A 15,288-nucleotide genomic window follows, 5' to 3' on the forward strand; every position below is an offset into this window, starting at 1 on the left:
AAATTTTTCATCGGTTTAGTAAGATTTACTGGAATATTTCCCTCCATTTCTTCGAGTTCACGCCAGAATTAATCGACATTCGTGGTTTTCCCTAATCTTGAGCCCGAGTCAAGGGTGACTAACCAGTCGAGGCGCAGACGCCTTTCTTGTGCATTACATGTACAATTTTGTGCATGACATGCACTTTTTTGATACCTCCCTATGAACGTTGAGCAACGCGTCGAAGCGGTCTCGCGGCAGCTTGGAAGGCGCATTCGTGCCGCCCGGAAGGCTAAGGAGTTCACACTGGACGCTCTGAGCGAACAGACGGCTCTGTCCGCGGGGTTTCTGTCGCGCTTAGAGCGCGGCGAGACCAACGCGTCAATCTCCAATTTGATTGTGATTGCGGACAGACTCGGCATTCCGCTTCGCGACTTTTTCGAAGGCTCCGGCGAGGAAGCGCAGCCCGATTTCGTTGTGAGTCGAGCAAGCGATAGGAGTCGTGGCGCGCCCATGGAAGGCAAGGGGTACACATATCGACTGACAAGCGGTACCTTGCCCGCCCAACAGATGAGCGCCTTTGAGTTGAGCTATATGCCCGGCGAGTCGCTACCCAACGAAGCGCTCGTTCACAAGGGGGAGGAGGTTCTGTATTTGTTAGAGGGACGGCTCGAATTTGAAATTAATGGTCACGTCGCCGTCCTGGAGCCAGGTGATTGCGTGCACTTCAACTGCGAAAAACCCCACCGGGGAAAAAACGTGGGCGAGTCAGTAGCAAAGCTACTGATGGTTGTAACACCCGTCGATTCCTTAGCTAGCTAGAATCCCGACCGCCAAACTGTCGGAGTTCCTACCGCGGCGCATCGGCTGTTAGCCCTCCGACGGCAGGAATGCAGATGTTCACCTGCTGGTGTGTGCTCTGGCTCGCCTGCACGAGCGGAGCATCGTCGTCCGGAACGATAAGGCGTACACGAGAACAAGGAGCAAGGCATGATGATCTATGCCTGGTCGAGATGGTTGGCGAGACACAGGGTTCGGAACCTGCCAAGTCGAGCGACCGCTTGCACGCGATCGATTTCCGCGATGACGGCGTCTCCCATTTCCGACGTCGATAGACAGCTTCGCCCCGACCCAATATCGGCCGTCTTCGTCCCGCGACTCAACGGATGCGACCGACTATCGGACATTTTTGCGCAGACCCACGCCGCGCGAGCGCTGGGTTGGACCCCCACCGCCACGCACGTCGCCGGACCGGCGCCCGTTTGTCGACAACCTCTCGGCGCGTTTGGTCGCCCATGCACTGGCCGTGGGCTGGTGGAACAGCGCTATGTACTGGCCAACCCCTTTGCCGGCATCAAGGTGAGCGGCAGCCAGCGTGCCATGGCCATGGAAACCACCCACGCCTTCACCGAAGGAGAATGGCTGGGTGCGCACCATCGCCAACGGCCTCGAGTGGTCGTACGGCTGGCAAGCCGCAGCCGCACAGCGGCTTCGCTTCCTGCTGGATTTCGGATACGCGACGGGATTGCGGATCAGCGAACTGGCCAATGCCGCACTGCGTAACCTCGACGTCGACGCCGCGGGCGATCACTGGCTGCACCTGGTCGGCAAAGGCGGCAAGCCCGCTAGGGTCACATTGACGCCCTTGGCGCGGGCGGCGCTGGCACGCTACCTGCTGGAGCGCGGGCTCCCTGTCAGCCGCGCTCGCTGGAACCCCGCTACACCCTTAATCGGTAGCCTGGATGGCGGCGAAACCGGTATCACGCCCCTGCGCCTGTGGGAAGTCATGCGCCGATTCTTCAGGCTCGCGGCGGACATCATTGAAGGCGATCATCTTGATCATCCAGCGTTGGCAGAGAAGCTCCGGAGCTGCGCCCAAACTGCTGCTTCTTGAGCTTGGCGAGTTCTCCAGGGATTTCGGATGGCGATGTATCGCTATCGGCAGGATTGGTCCATTGGCCCATCCTACGAAGGGCTGGAAGTTGTCGGACGGCAAGTCGAAGACCGAGAAAACGCTCCGGGCTGACTCGCCGTAGCCTGCGCTATCATTTCGCTCCCACCCACTATCAAGCTCGGTGCCATGAAAGAGCCTTGTCCCATTTTGTGGCGTTCTATTGGGTTCCGGAGGGTTGCATGATCGTCGAGATCGACGGGCCCTCCGTGTGGCAGTTCGGTCCTTTTGATGAGACGGCGCAACCTCGTGCAATGTAAGCCTCCGGTCAGTTACCGTCTGGACGTTGAAGCCAACGTTCTACGATCTGCGCCGCCACCTCAACCCATGGCGGCAGAGGACGCAAGAGGCATATTCATAAATTTGGTATCTGGTATTAGTGAGTCTCGGAAGCATCAGCCACGCGGCGGGCATTCACAGCTTATTGAAGGCGGTCTCGCGCATCGCAAGCACCGTGACAAAGCCCGAAATAGCGAAGCCGATAACTAGAAAAGTCGGAGCAATACTGAGCCCCGTGACACCCACGAGCCATGTGGCGATGAATGGGGCAAAGCCCCCGGCCATGGCGGTCGAAAGGCTGTAGATCGACGACATCCACCCGCTCCTAAGTTCAGTCGGGAAAATCTCGATCATCGTGGCGGTGCCTGGCCCGCAGAATAGCGACAGCATCAGTGCCAGAGCCACTTCGACGATGAGCGCTTCGGCAAAGCCGCCACCGGCCAAGAGAAACGAGAATAGGAAGTAGGTGAACACCGCGAATGCCCCGCAGCCTGCCAGTAACACTGGGCGGCGGCCCACGCGGTCCGAGATCGCTCCTATGATCGGCGTGGCAGCGACCAGCGCGACGAGCCCAATGCTGGTGATCCAGAATGTCTCCGAGGCGGGAATCTTCACATGTTTCTGCAGGAAAACTGGCAAGAAACTCATCACGATATAGAAGAGCAGGGACCACGTCGACGCTAGGCTGAACGTCACAATCGAGTTTCTCAGCTTGTTCGATTGGCGGACCACTGGGGCACGCATGCGACCCAAGGTACGCTCAGCTTTGAGCTTTTCGAACGCTGGAGTCTCTCCGATTCGTCGGCGTATCACTACCGCGATCGGACCGATGACCGCCGCGAACAGAAACGGCACGCGCCATCCCCAAGTGTGAAACGCTTCTGTGTTTAGCAGAGAGCTGAGCGTGGCTACCGTGATCGAGCCGAACAGGAGACCGAGTGCGCCGGAAACCTGATGCAGGCTGCCGAAGAATCCACGCTTCGAATCGGGTGCCCATTCGACCATGTACATGGCGGCCGCGCCCCACTCACCACCTAGTGAGAAGCCCTGGATCAGCCGCAGAGTGACGAGAAGGATTGGAGCCCACAGGCCAATACTGCCATAGGCGGGGAGACAGCCGACGGCAAATGTGCTTAAGGCCATCATCCACATGGTCGAGACCAGAAGCGAGCGTCGCCCGAGGCGATTGCCCAATTGTCCAAGCACAATGCCGCCAAGTGGTCGCGCAACGAATCCCACTCCGAACGTGGCGAAGGAAAGCAGCAACGACGTGCTATCAGAGGCAAAATTGAAAAAATTCTTGGAAAAGACAACGGCGAGGTAGCTGTACGTTGCGAACTCGAACCATTCCATAAAATGGCCGATTCCGCTTGCTAACATGGCCCTGTAGCCCATTCTTGCGGTTGAGTTGCCCGGGGATTCTTCCCGTTGAAGTTTCATCGCTTGGTCCATATAAGCTCCTGTTTGATAAATTGTGGCCACATGGTATGTACCGCCGAGCTTGGCCCGGCCCTGCCCGACCACTTAGTCGACCCGATAAGGTCATTGAGATGCTTGGCGCGATGGATTAATAAGATCGTGCATTGAAGCGGATGGCCGCTGTAAGGGGTCGGCAGTCGATATGACTTCGCGAGTGAGTGACGTGACGAAGAGCGATTACCTCCTTATCCCCGCTGTGCCCGTGCAAGTTCCTGCATAGTGGCCCCGGCTTGGAGTGCTTCTAGAAAACCAGCTTCGGTCACTGCCGCGAATCGCGATTTCATGAGTGAGTACGCCGCTTGCGGTTTCTCTGCCAACACAAGCGCGGCTGATAGACTTTTTGAGAGCAACTCGTAACGCGGGACCGTCGCCTCGACCAACCCGATCTGCCTGCAGTGCTCCGCGGACAAGCTTGCGCCGCGCAAGACGATTTGTTGAGCAAGGGCTTGGGGCATAAAAAGCCCGAGCAACCACGGCGCTAAGGCGCTCACCAGTCCCCTGTCAATCTCGGGGAAACCGAGCTCAAACTCTGGCGAAGCCAAGCGCAAATCTGAGAACAGCGCGAGGGCCGCTCCGCCGCCTAGGGTTAGTCCGTTGAGTGCCGAGACCAAGGGCTTCGGGAAAGCACGAATAACGCGATAGAGACTGCCGATCTCCAGCATCACGGCATTTGCTTCTGCCGGCGAGAGAGTCAACAGTTCTTTAATATCGTGTCCTGCACAGAACGCCCTGCCATTAGCAGCCAGTACAAGCGCGGAGACTTCGTCATCGTGCCCCGCTTGATCGAATACCTGGCGCAGATCCTCCCGCATGGTCCGGTTGATCGCGTTGAGTTGATCCGGGCGATTCAGATGTACGACGAGCACACTGTCATGCCGATGCAATGTGATCATGGACCATTGGCGCGATGAGTAGATCATATGATCTTCTTTGCGCGCAAGTCCGCCAGCGCCGCGTCACTCAAGCCAAGCAGGCTTCGCAGCACTTCGTCAGTCGCTTCGCCTAGCGACGGACCCGATGTGACTACACGCCCAGGTGTTCGCGACAGTTTGGGCACGGGTGCTTGCATCGTGACCGTGCCGCCGGCGCCGTCTGAACGTGTCACGAAGTTTTCACGGGCAGCTACCTGGGGGTGAGTTGCGACTTCTGCTACATCTAGAATCGGCGCGCATGGAACATCGCTCTCTTGGAGCAGGCGAATTACCGTATCGCGATCATGCGAACGAACCCAGGTGCTCACGATGCTCTCTATCTCGTTCCTGTGCTTGACGCGCAGCGCGTTGGTGGTGAATTTGGAGTTGCTGTCCGCCAGATGCGGCGCACTCATCGCGGTGGAAAGACGCGCGAACATCTTGTCGTCCGGCACGCCAATGGTGACGAAGCGGCCGTCAGCGCATTCATAGTTCGCAGTTGGCGCCACGGTGGCCACTTGCGATCCGAAACGTTGTCGCACGAACCCGGTGCGGTTAAATACGGCAAATGCTTCGTCCATCGTCTTGAGCATTGGCTCATAGAGCGCCAAGTCCACGACCTGGCCAAGCCCAGAGCGCTCCCGCTCGAACAGCGCCAGCATCAGTCCTAGTGCACCATAGACCCCCGCAACGTAATCTGCGAGCGAGGTAGGCCCCGGGTTGGCAGGTGGGCGGTCCACTTCGCCGCTAATGGACAGGACGCCACTGAATGCATGCGCAATGCGTGCGAGCCCGATGTGTTCTCTCAGGGGGCCATTCTGGCCAAACGCAGACAGACGCAGCATCACCAGGCGCGGATTGGCCGCGTGCAGCGTTTCCCAATCCAAGCCCCAGCGTTCGAAAGTGCCGGGGCGGAAGTTCTCGACCACTACATCTGCTTGTTTTGCAAGGCCAATGAACAGATCGCGGCCTTCGGGCTTGCTCAGATCCAGAGTGACGGAGCGTTTGTTGCGATTCTCATTGAGCCACTGCATAGAGGCGTCTGGCGACGTGCCTTCGGTTCCAAATCGCCGAAGCGGATCTCCGCGAGGATGTTCGATCTTGATGACCTGCGCGCCGAACTCCGCGAGAACGGATGCACTCAGCGGTGCCGCGATATACGTCGCCGCATCGAGAACCACCACCCCACTTAAAACAGATTCTTCAGACATTGACATATGCCGATCCAAGTAAAAGAAAACTGGCCTGCGACGCCGTATTGGGTACAAGCCGCCGAACCGAAATTTGGCCGGCGCTCAGGCCTGCTCGGCCACTGTTGCGTCATAGGCTAGAGAAGCGGCCGCCAGATCTTCCTGCCGTGTACCCGAACAGATTCCGAACCACTTCATTAGCCCAGACCCTAAGCGGCCGGGCACGGAGCGTGGAATGCGATTCGAAATCAGTGCAGCAGATAGAAGCGATAGTCCAAGCCGCCAACGAACGCCCCCCTTCGACAGCCCTGCGCCAGCGGGGCGGAACGCCCCAGTCGCAGAATGAAGCTGAGCGCTCTTGCGATGACCATGGTGCGGGCGTTGCTACGCCCCGCGCCGCAGGACCTTGCCGGGTCGCGCTTCGGTCATCGCGGCGTCGCGCATCACGGCAGTTCCGTTGACAAAAACGTGAGTCACACCCGTCGACTTGACGTTCGGGTTTTCCAACGTGGAGTGATAGTGGATTTGATCGAGATCGAAGACTGCTAGGTCCGCGTAGTATCCAGCCCGAAGTTCTCCCCGATGCTCCAGCCGGAAACGCCGTGCGGGAGTCCAGGTCAGGCGCCCTACCGCCTCGACAATATCCAGGACGCGCTGATCTCTCACGTAGTTCTGAAGGAACGACGCTGCCCACGAGAAAGCGATCGGCGAGAACCGCAGGTCTTTCAAAGCGCCCACTTCACTGACGGATACGCCGTCGGAAATCACCATGCAGTCGGGCTGGCGGATCAACGTATCAATGTCAGCTTGGCTCGATACCCGTCCACACCACATCAAGCGAGACATCTCGGCGCCTTCTTCCAGGAGGAGGTCGCAGATGCAATCCCACGGCGTGGATTGCCGCTCGACGGCAATCTGCTGAATGGTTTTCCCCATGTAAGACGGGTTCGCTCCGCAATGGTAGAGAACCAGCCAGTCCCACCGGTGGTCGGCGAGCAACTTCCAGTTGGGAAACGCGTTCTCCTGCAAGCGCGCACGGGAAGGTCCGGGTCGCAGTTGGGACCGCAGTTCGTCGCTTGGCAGCTCAAGTGCCCAAGTCGGGAGAGACGCAATGACTTTCGTGGGCCCCCATTCATCGGGAATGACATCGAAGCCCACATCGGCGCCATCCTTGCGCGCCCAGCGCACCATCTCCAGCAGACGATCCACCGCGCCCGGCGGCGCGCCGTATTTCGGTGCTATGTGAGACAGCTGGAGTTTGGACCGGGTCGTGCGAGCGATGCTGAGCGCTTCACCGACTCCCATTTCGATCAACCAGTCGCGGTTGCGGACGTGGCTGGCGTACACCACGTCGAACTCCGCCGCAATCGCACCTGCCTCCAAGAGCTCCACGGCGGTCGCGTGCATGCCTGGCGCGTACTCCAGGCCTGTGGAGATACCAATCGCGCCATCGTCAAGAGCTTGGCGCAGATACTTCCCCATAGCTGAGAGTTCGTCCGCACCGGCTGCGGAACTAGCTGCTCCCTTAACAGCAAGGCGAACCGTACCGTGGCCAACGTATGAAGCGACGTTCAGTACGGGACGCGTGGCCTGTAGCACGTCGAGGTACTCGGCGAACGTCCTCCAGGTGATCTCTGTCGAATCTTGCACCGCGAGAAGGTGCTTCCTCAGCAAAATTGGGTCGGCGCAAGGTGCACAGCTATGACCGCAATTGCCGGCAATTTCGGTCGTGACTCCTTGCGTGATCTGACTCTGGCCACCTGAATCCTTAAGAAACGCGGCATCCGAGTGAGTATGAATATCGATGAACCCAGGCGCAACGATCAGGCCAGAACAGTCGATCCTCTGACGCGCAGGTGCGTCAACGATGCCTTGCTGCACCCACACGATTCGTTCGCCTGCGATTGCCACCGTGCCTACGAAGGGCTCCGCTTGGCCCTCGCTCGCGATAACCTGGCCGCCGACGAGTAGGTAGTCGATCATCATGCTAGTTGGCCTCAGTTGTCGATGCGAATGTTCTTCGCCTTGATCAGGCCAGACCACCGTCCTTCTTCGGCCGCCATGAAACGAGAGAACTCGTCAGCATTTTTGGGCTGGACCACCATGCCACGGCTTCGCAGGTCTTGCAGCACCGTGGGGTCCTTAAGGACTTCTAAGATTTCCTTCGAAAGGTAATCCTTAATGGCAGGGGGCGTCTTGGCGGGCGCCGAGATACCATACCAGAGTGCGACGTCGATTCCAGGGAGCCCCTGTTCTGAAAGCGTTGGGACGTTAGGGAAAGATTCCATCCGCTTATCCACAGTGACTCCGAGTACCTTCACCTTGCCCGATTTCTCGAGTTCAACGGCACTCAGCGCCGACAGGAACATGAGATCGATCTGCCCACTGATCACTTGGGTCAGCGCAGGAGCGGTTCCCGGAAAGGGAAGGTGCAGGAGTTCCACGTGTGCGGTCTGCTCCATCAATGCGATAGCGGCGTGCGCAGTGCTTCCAATCCCCCAACTTGCTGCCGACACCGAGCCGGGCTGTTGCTTTGCCGCGCGAACGAGATCCGGAACAGTGGCAGCCCTCGAGCTCGGATTGGCAACGAGCGCAAAAGGCATGATGCCGATGAATGCCACTGGGTCTAAATCCTTCGAGGTATAGCTGATGTTTTTGTATACCATCGGGTTCAGCACGTTTGTCTCCGGCAGTGCCAACATGAGGGTATAGCCGTCAGGCTGCGCACGAGCGACGGCCGTCGTGCCGACGATTCCGTTTGCGCCGGGCTTGTTGTCTACCACCACCTGTTGGTTTATTCGCGCCGAAAGCTTCAAGGCCATCAGTCGTGCAATACCGTCCGTGTTGCCCCCTGGGCTCCAAGGCACGACCAGCCTGATCGGTCGGGCTGGGAACCTATCGGTCTGTGCGGAAGCCGGCAGAAGGATGGCCGCCAGCAGGGCGCCGAATGCGAGATTGCGGAAAGACATGGTGGGTTCCTAGGTAGTGATGTTCCCAATCTAATTGAATCGATTTCTGTCCCGCGTGCCACTTTGTCGGAAAGGGAAAGACCGGTGGCGGGTTTCAGGATGAATTACTTAGTCCGCCCTGAACAACCCCAATTTCAAGTGTTGACGCGCAGAGACGGGCGAGTCGATGCGATCCACACGGACAGCAATTCGGTTAGCGCGATGTGCCACCGTGCGCAAAGAGGCCGCAGCTTCGCCAGGATCAATCTCAGGTTACGGCCCGCATCATTGCGTGCAGCGCATCGCCCGGCGCGCCCTTGAGCGGGTTTCTGCCCAGACGCCCGTCCATCTTCATGTGACCGATTGCCGGCTCGATCGCACTTCGCCGATGGATCATGGCTTTGAGTGTTCGGGTGACGCCCCGTTTCTGCCCCGAGCGCAGGATTCGCACCCCTTCGATCGCCACGCCCTGGTAGCCCTTGTCCACGATGGCAATGACCGGCTTGCGTTCGGCCAGGATGCCCACCTGCTCCAGCGTCTCGGCCAGCGTGTGACCGTCATACGGATTGCCCGGCATGCTGCGCATTCCGACGACCAGGCCCTCCTTCAAGGTCGTCGCAATGCTCACCTTCACACCGAACTCGTAGGGCGTTCGGGCTTTGCCTTTCGAGATGCATTCGACCTCCGGGGCATGCAGCGCGTAGAGCTTGTTCTTGTGTTTCGTGCGTTGCGTCAGGATCCGACCGGTGCGAGCGAGCAGGTCGCTCACTTTGGCTTGGGCCTGCTCGGGCAATTCACCGGGTTGGCGCGCCACATCGCGCTGCACCCGACCGACACGCGAGCGCAGGGTGCGAATCGCCCGGCGCATGCGCTTGAATTGCTTGGCGTGGGCGTAGCGCCCGACCTGGGTGGCCAGCCTCGGCGCAATGCGGTTGTAGTTCTGGCGCAGGCTCAGGCCATGTTGCTCGGCGACCTTCACCAGATGCTGGCGGCTCTTCTCCAGCAGACGGCTGTCGGTGGGGTGTGCGATGGCCTTAGGCATGACGGTCGTGTCGACGATCACGCGGTCCACGCTGGAGGCCTTCACGACGCCACCGCGCCGGGCGGCTTCGATGGTGGCCATGAGCAAGGTCTCCACGCCTGCTTCTCCAATGCGCTTCCTCCCGCGAGTGAGGCTGCTCGATGGGCGCTCTGTCTGGAGGTGCACCTCGCCGCAGTAGTACTGCCAGTACGGGTTCTCGACCCAGGTGTTGACCACCGCTTCGTCGGAGGCGTCGAAGGTGTGCTGCAGGTAGAGCAGACCCGCAATCAGCCGGGGCGCCAGGGCTGGGCGGCCTCGCCCAGAGGTGAAGGGCTCACTGAAGATGCGCTCGATCTCGGCCCAGTCGATCAGGCCTGCCAGGCTCACGAGCGCGTGGCGCATGTTGATCTGCTGATCCAGGCGCGAGCGGAACAGATCCTCGCTCTCGGGCACAACTGGCTTGGGTCTCATAGGCAAACCTCGTCAGGAATTGCAGGGAAACGGCGTTCTACGCTGTATCACCTTGCACATTGCGCACCAGCTCCGACCAAAAATCTTCCACTACATCAATGACTTACGCATTGTTCAGGGCGGATTACTTATCGAGGGGCATAGGGGGTGCGCGCCTGCAGGACATGCAGGTCCGGGCTTTCTCGAGCCGCAAGGTCACGCAACTGCGTCCAGGTGCCAGGCGAATACCCTCAACCCTCAGTGGCAGACCACGACGCACCCGCATTGTCCCAGCGTGCAATTCGGCCATCGCGGACTTGAAGGATCTCGATGGCTCGAGTGTGCTGCAGCGTCGAGTGTTCAAGCGACTTCCAGCTCAATCGCGCGTCAGAGATAACGAGGTCGCCGGCGACTGCGCGAACAGTCTTGCGAAGGTCGTAGTGGGTGTATCTCGAATACCGCTCACGGATGATCGGACGCAGTTGCTCCTTCCCGGTAAGGAGGACTGCGCCGAGGTCGGCGATAACGTCATCCGTGAAGATATCTAGAATGAGATCAGGATCCAAGGTGCTGCAGGTCGCCACCACTTGATTCAGCCAATTCTGTGCGGTCTCCGCATCGAGGGCTGCACTGCCGTCTTGATAGCTCTTCCAATCGGTCATGGGGTATCTCCGGTAAATGACGGTGGAATCAGGCCGCCTGACGATCAAGCCTCGTAAGCCACGCCATCGCGGCCAGGGTCGGCGCCACCCTCGAGGCGTTCGCCGTGGATGCGGATCCCGTGCACAGAAGCAATCGTGTACCCGAACGGATTCCGAACCACTTCGTAGCCCAGACGCTCAAGCGCCCGGGACACGGAGCGTGGAATGCGATTCGAAATATCGATAATGTTGCTCGTGGACGAGAAGCGCGGAGCAGATACGGCCTCTTGCATGCTCATCCAATGATCCGCAACGTTCAGGATTGCCTGCAGCACGCCCATCGCAATCTGCGTTCCGCCCGGCGCGCCAAGCACAACTTCAGGCTCGTCTCCGCGGAACACGATGGTGGGACAGGCCGAGGTGAACCTTGCCTTTCCGGGTGCGATGCTGCCCGTTCTGCCTGGTCGCGGGTCGAACACGCCCATGCAGCCGTTGTACATGAAGCCAAGGCCGGGCGTCATCACACCGGAAGGCATCGCGAGCGAATGCGTGATGGCAGCACAATTGCGTTCACCATCCACCACGGACAGGTGCGTCGTGTCCTTTGGAACAGGGGCCCCTAAGTTGAGACGGGGCACGTCGGCCTTCTCGCCGGCATTGATAGCGGCAGCAGCCTGCGCCGCGTAGCCCTTGGAGAGCAGGCGATCCAGCGGAACCTCTAGAAATGCCGGGTCACCGAGATGCCGGTCCTTGTCAATGGTGGCGCGCTTCATGGCCTCACACACGATGCGGATGTATTCCGGCGTGTTGTGCCCGAGCGCCGTCAGGTCGAACTGCTCCAAGATGTTGAGCATCTGGAGCAGCATCGCGCCGCCACCGGGAGGCTGGTTGGTGGTGATGCGTCGGTCCCTGTAGCTTCCTACCAGTGGAGCGTTCTCGCGTGGTGCGTAGGTCGCGAGATCTTGTAAAGACAACAGGCCGCCGTGGGCTGCCAGGTCCTCCACCATACGATGGGCGAGTTCACCGCGGTAGAAGGACACTGCTCCATCACGCGCGATCGTTTCCAGCGTGTTCGCGTAGTCCGGGTTTCGCAGCGGTGTGCCGATGGTCTTAGGAGTGCCGTCCGGCCGGCAGAAAAGTTCCCGACCGGCGGCCGAGTACAGGAGCCGCTCTCTGTTGCTTGCTCGACCAGCGAGCGGCTCGTCGATCCAGAACGCATACATCGCCGGCCGTACCATGAACCCGTCCCGGGCCCATGCAATGGCAGGTGCGACCACTTCTCGCCACGGAAGGCGGCCATGCCGCGCGTGCAGGCGCTCTAGCCCGCTGAGCGTTCCTGGGACGGCGATAGCTTGGTAGCCAATGTCGTTCAAGCGGCCCTTGATGCTGAACCCGAAACCGTCGCGCGTCTCACCCTCCAGCAAGTGCTCCCACATGTCTGCTCGAGCGCAAAGCGGCGCGGGAGCGTGGAAGTCCACATACTCGTGAATGCCGGCTCCTGGGCGGTGTACAGCGGCCGTGCCGAAGCCGCCGATGCTGCACATCAGCGGATCCACCACGGTTTGCACAAGGGCGCAGGCGACTGCCGCGTCGACCGCGCTCCCGCCTGCCCGCAGGATCTCAACGCCCGACTCCGCCGCTTCAGGCTGCGGACAGCTCACCATTCCTTTGCTGCGCATGTCGACTCTTTTTCTTGTATCAGTAGAGCCCAGGGCGCCAGTGGCGCGCTGCCGCTTGGCCGGGCGGAGTGTGCTATCGGAGCGTCATGCGTCCGGATTGTTCTCGACCTCCTGCCGTTCCACGCTGGGCAGTTTCTCGTACTCCTCGATGTACCGCGGCACCGGGACGTCCTGCCGACCTTGGGGATCGCGGATGGCACCGGCGAAGACCTGCTTAATCAGCAGTTCGCCGGCCCAGCAATCGCGGTCCAGATCGAACTCGAAATCCGTTGGCGGACCCGACCGCATCTTTGCCACTGCCTCGACAATGGGAATGCGCATCACCGTCGTGCTGTTCAACTCCTTGGAGTTCGGAGGCCTCACATCGGCAAAACGGCCTTTCAGGACGTGGCGCGCGTAGGCCTCGAAGGAGGCGAGTTTCTCCTGTGTATCCGTCACTTCTTCTGGACGCCCCAACACCACCACGGAACGGTAGTTAACGGAGTGGTTGTAGAGCGAACGTGCCAAAACCAGGCCATCCACATGAGTGACGAGGACGCATACCTCCCCACTCAGCGCCGCGCTGAGCATAGTGCTCTGGTTGGAGCCGTGAATGTAGATGTAGTCACCAATCCGGCCATAGCCAGTCGGCAACACGCGGGGCGCCCCTTCGTGGACGTAGGCCACATTGCACATGAACCCTTCGTCAAGAATTGCCCGAATAGCATCCTTGTCGTAGATCCCACGGTGAGGGCGACGGGTTAGCGTCGTCCGGTCTGTCACTTCGTACTTGTCACTCATTTGTTTTCCTTCGGATTGCGGGCCTTAGATGCCCTAAACGGCGGCGAAAGATGCTCCCGTATCAAGCCATTCTTGACGGACCTGAATTCCAGAATCAGGCCACTTTTTGGCTTCGCTGCAAGCCACTTTTCCTGCGCCACCAAGCTGCGCGATCGGCTTAAGCTACCTTCAAGGTTGTCACTTCGACAGGTCGCCGCGCAATAAAATCGGCGCGCAGCTGCTCGTACGCCGCTCCTGCACGCAATACCTTAGCGTCACCAGCGTACGGACCGATCAGCTGGATGCCCATGGGCCAACGGCCGTTCGGATGGAAGCCGGCGGGTACCACCAAGGCAGGCAAGCCGCCCAGCGTGGCATAGATTGCGACCTCCATCCAGCGGTGGTAGGTGTCCATCTCGCGTCCCGCGATCTGTTTGGGCCAGCGCTCCTCCGCGTTAAACGGCCAACACTGCGCGGAGGGCAGCACGAGCAGGTCCCACTGATCCAGCATGGTGCGCATGTGCTGGTAGTAATTCGTGCGAACCTGGCTTGCCTGACGGAAATCGGTGAAGCTCATGCCACGTGAGCACTCGTACTCCCACTGAGCCTCCGGCTTGATCTTCTCCTTGGCGCCTGGCAGTTGCATGAGCGCCCCGACACGTGGCCCCGCACCTGCGCGGCGCCAAGTGAGCCAGCATTCCCACAACTGCTTGGGATCGAACCCCAATGGCACCTCCTCGACCACGGCGCCCGCCGCTTCGAGGTGACGCAGCGCTTCGCGACAGGCGTCCAGCACCCCGGTTTCCATAGCGAGGTGGCCGCCAAGGTCACCCAGCCAGCCTATGCGCATGCCGTTGAGAATCCCCGGATCCACGGCCTCGTTTTCCTTCCAGCCCAAAGGCATCTGCATGGAAAGCGGCGAGCGCGGGTCGAAACCGCTTTGTGTGGTCAAAAGCCGCCCCACATCGCGGATGCTACGGCCCATGGGACCCTCGTTCGAGAGCAGGTCGATCCACACGTCCGACATTCCAGCCTGGGGTACCCTTCCTTGCGACGGGCGCATACCGAAAACGTGATTCCAGCCTGCCGGGTTCCGCAGTGAACCCATTCCGTCCGACCCGTCCGCGACCGGGAGCATGCGCTGCGCCAGGGAAACGGCCGCGCCTCCGCTGCTGCCGCCGGCGCTCACTGCCGGATCCCATGCATTGCGGGTCACACCCCACAGAGTGCTGAACGTATGCGAGCCCAGCCCGAACTCAGGCGTCGTCGTCTTGCCGATCACGATGCAACCTGCGGCCTTCATGCGTGCGGTCAGGATGGAGTCGCTCGTCGGCATATTGCTGGCCAGTAGCTCGCAACCTTTCGTGGTGGGGAAGCCAACGACGTCTGCGAAATCCTTAACGGCCATGGGGATGCCATGCAGCCAGCCCCGCACCTTGCCGCTGGCTAGGTCGGCGTCAGCAGCATCGGCTTCAGCCAATAGCTTCTCGACCGGAGCCATGTTTACGATAGTGTTGAAGATGGGGTTGAGCGCATGAATGCGATCGACCGTGGCCTGCATCAGCTCGCGGCAAGAGAACGACCGGCGCCGCAGGCCATCGGCGAGTTCGGAAGCCGTCAGGTCGGTCAAGGCAGGCCTCAGGGAGGCGGTTTCACTCATCATTTCTCCTTGGGCTGTGGCAGGGCTTGTAGCGGAATCCGCCCGCATCGAGCCACTTAGCGTTGTCTGTCATATAAGTGGCCTACCAGCATGAATCGTCAGCGGGCCATACTCGGCTCCATGCCGAGGCTTCTTGGCGTATTCTCGACGGGGAACAGCGCGATGGACGGGCCACTTCTAATAGACGAATCAAACCACTTTGGTGCCGTGAACTGTAGATGGAATGGTCGCCTCCCGCCCCGGCCTATCGGCGACCGTGGACGGCCCAGTCTGCCAGACATGAGCTCCCATGTGTGTCACAGTGGCGATTCTGTCGTCGCAACCTGCCAAGGAGGATCAAC

At 60.0% G+C, this 15,288-nt stretch carries 10 protein-coding genes and 2 pseudogenes; 2 read left to right on the forward strand and 10 right to left on the reverse strand.

Annotation, left to right across the window (positions count from 1 at the left end):
* Positions 1–201 precede the first annotated feature (201 nt).
* Positions 202–801: a helix-turn-helix domain-containing protein gene (locus AC3FKH_RS29075; RefSeq protein WP_459376888.1), complete on the forward strand. Its 600-nt coding sequence runs from the start codon at positions 202–204 to the stop codon at positions 799–801.
* A gap of 316 nt (positions 802–1,117) precedes the next feature.
* A pseudogene (locus AC3FKH_RS29080) lies at positions 1,118–1,846 on the forward strand (integrase); the annotation flags it as partial.
* Between the two features lie 498 nt (positions 1,847–2,344).
* On the opposite strand, the gene AC3FKH_RS29085 reads toward AC3FKH_RS29080, so the two are convergent.
* The 10 genes and pseudogenes from AC3FKH_RS29085 to AC3FKH_RS29130 all read right to left on the reverse strand — a co-directional run bounded on the left by AC3FKH_RS29085 (position 2,345) and on the right by AC3FKH_RS29130 (position 14,947).
* Positions 2,345–3,661, reverse strand: coding sequence for an MFS transporter (locus AC3FKH_RS29085; protein ID WP_488679152.1), 1,317 nt, complete (start codon positions 3,659–3,661; stop codon positions 2,345–2,347).
* A 212-nt stretch (positions 3,662–3,873) separates the two neighbouring features.
* The gene (locus AC3FKH_RS29090; RefSeq protein ID WP_488679154.1) at positions 3,874–4,608 is read right to left on the reverse strand and encodes an enoyl-CoA hydratase/isomerase family protein; all 735 of its coding nucleotides are present in this window, start codon (positions 4,606–4,608) and stop codon (positions 3,874–3,876) included.
* Positions 4,605–5,810, reverse strand: coding sequence for a CaiB/BaiF CoA transferase family protein (locus tag AC3FKH_RS29095; protein ID WP_488679155.1), 1,206 nt, complete (start codon positions 5,808–5,810; stop codon positions 4,605–4,607). Before AC3FKH_RS29095 ends, AC3FKH_RS29090 begins: the two co-directional genes overlap by 4 nt.
* A gap of 363 nt (positions 5,811–6,173) precedes the next feature.
* Positions 6,174–7,775 (reverse strand): N-acyl-D-amino-acid deacylase family protein, encoded by a 1,602-nt coding sequence (locus AC3FKH_RS29100; protein WP_488679156.1) that lies wholly within the window; start codon positions 7,773–7,775, stop codon positions 6,174–6,176.
* Between the two features lie 11 nt (positions 7,776–7,786).
* Positions 7,787–8,758: a tripartite tricarboxylate transporter substrate binding protein gene (locus AC3FKH_RS29105; RefSeq protein WP_488679157.1), complete on the reverse strand. Its 972-nt coding sequence runs from the start codon at positions 8,756–8,758 to the stop codon at positions 7,787–7,789.
* Between the two features lie 134 nt (positions 8,759–8,892).
* Positions 8,893–10,229, reverse strand: a pseudogene (locus AC3FKH_RS29110) (IS5 family transposase).
* Positions 10,230–10,459: 230 nt separating this feature from the next.
* On the reverse strand, positions 10,460–10,870 hold the full coding sequence (locus AC3FKH_RS29115; protein ID WP_488679158.1) for a nuclear transport factor 2 family protein: 411 nt from the start codon (positions 10,868–10,870) through the stop codon (positions 10,460–10,462).
* Between the two features lie 44 nt (positions 10,871–10,914).
* Positions 10,915–12,528 carry a gamma-glutamyltransferase gene (ggt, locus tag AC3FKH_RS29120; protein WP_488679159.1) on the reverse strand — a complete coding sequence of 538 codons (1,614 nt, stop codon included), beginning with the start codon at positions 12,526–12,528 and terminating at the stop codon, positions 10,915–10,917.
* A gap of 84 nt (positions 12,529–12,612) precedes the next feature.
* The gene (locus tag AC3FKH_RS29125) at positions 12,613–13,308 is read right to left on the reverse strand and encodes a pyridoxamine 5'-phosphate oxidase family protein (protein ID WP_488679160.1); all 696 of its coding nucleotides are present in this window, start codon (positions 13,306–13,308) and stop codon (positions 12,613–12,615) included.
* Positions 13,309–13,465: 157 nt separating this feature from the next.
* A complete protein-coding gene (locus AC3FKH_RS29130) occupies positions 13,466–14,947 on the reverse strand; it encodes an amidase (protein ID WP_488679161.1) in 1,482 nt (493 codons plus the stop codon).
* Positions 14,948–15,288 lie beyond the last annotated feature (341 nt).

The organism is Cupriavidus sp. 21MJTG02-4 (assembly GCF_057798975.1).

What these genes read in the sequence shown, in the direction of transcription:
- AC3FKH_RS29075 (WP_459376888.1), top strand. Translation starts at nt 202, where the DNA reads ATGAACGTTGAGCAACGCGTCGAAGCGGTCTCGCGGCAGCTTGGAAGG.
- AC3FKH_RS29085 (WP_488679152.1), bottom strand. Translation starts at nt 3,661, where the DNA reads ATGGACCAAGCGATGAAACTTCAACGGGAAGAATCCCCGGGCAACTCA.
- AC3FKH_RS29090 (WP_488679154.1), bottom strand. Translation starts at nt 4,608, where the DNA reads ATGATCTACTCATCGCGCCAATGGTCCATGATCACATTGCATCGGCAT.
- AC3FKH_RS29095 (WP_488679155.1), bottom strand. Translation starts at nt 5,810, where the DNA reads ATGTCTGAAGAATCTGTTTTAAGTGGGGTGGTGGTTCTCGATGCGGCG.
- AC3FKH_RS29100 (WP_488679156.1), bottom strand. Translation starts at nt 7,775, where the DNA reads ATGATGATCGACTACCTACTCGTCGGCGGCCAGGTTATCGCGAGCGAG.
- AC3FKH_RS29105 (WP_488679157.1), bottom strand. Translation starts at nt 8,758, where the DNA reads ATGTCTTTCCGCAATCTCGCATTCGGCGCCCTGCTGGCGGCCATCCTT.
- AC3FKH_RS29115 (WP_488679158.1), bottom strand. Translation starts at nt 10,870, where the DNA reads ATGACCGATTGGAAGAGCTATCAAGACGGCAGTGCAGCCCTCGATGCG.
- ggt (WP_488679159.1), bottom strand. Translation starts at nt 12,528, where the DNA reads ATGCGCAGCAAAGGAATGGTGAGCTGTCCGCAGCCTGAAGCGGCGGAG.
- AC3FKH_RS29125 (WP_488679160.1), bottom strand. Translation starts at nt 13,308, where the DNA reads ATGAGTGACAAGTACGAAGTGACAGACCGGACGACGCTAACCCGTCGC.
- AC3FKH_RS29130 (WP_488679161.1), bottom strand. Translation starts at nt 14,947, where the DNA reads ATGAGTGAAACCGCCTCCCTGAGGCCTGCCTTGACCGACCTGACGGCT.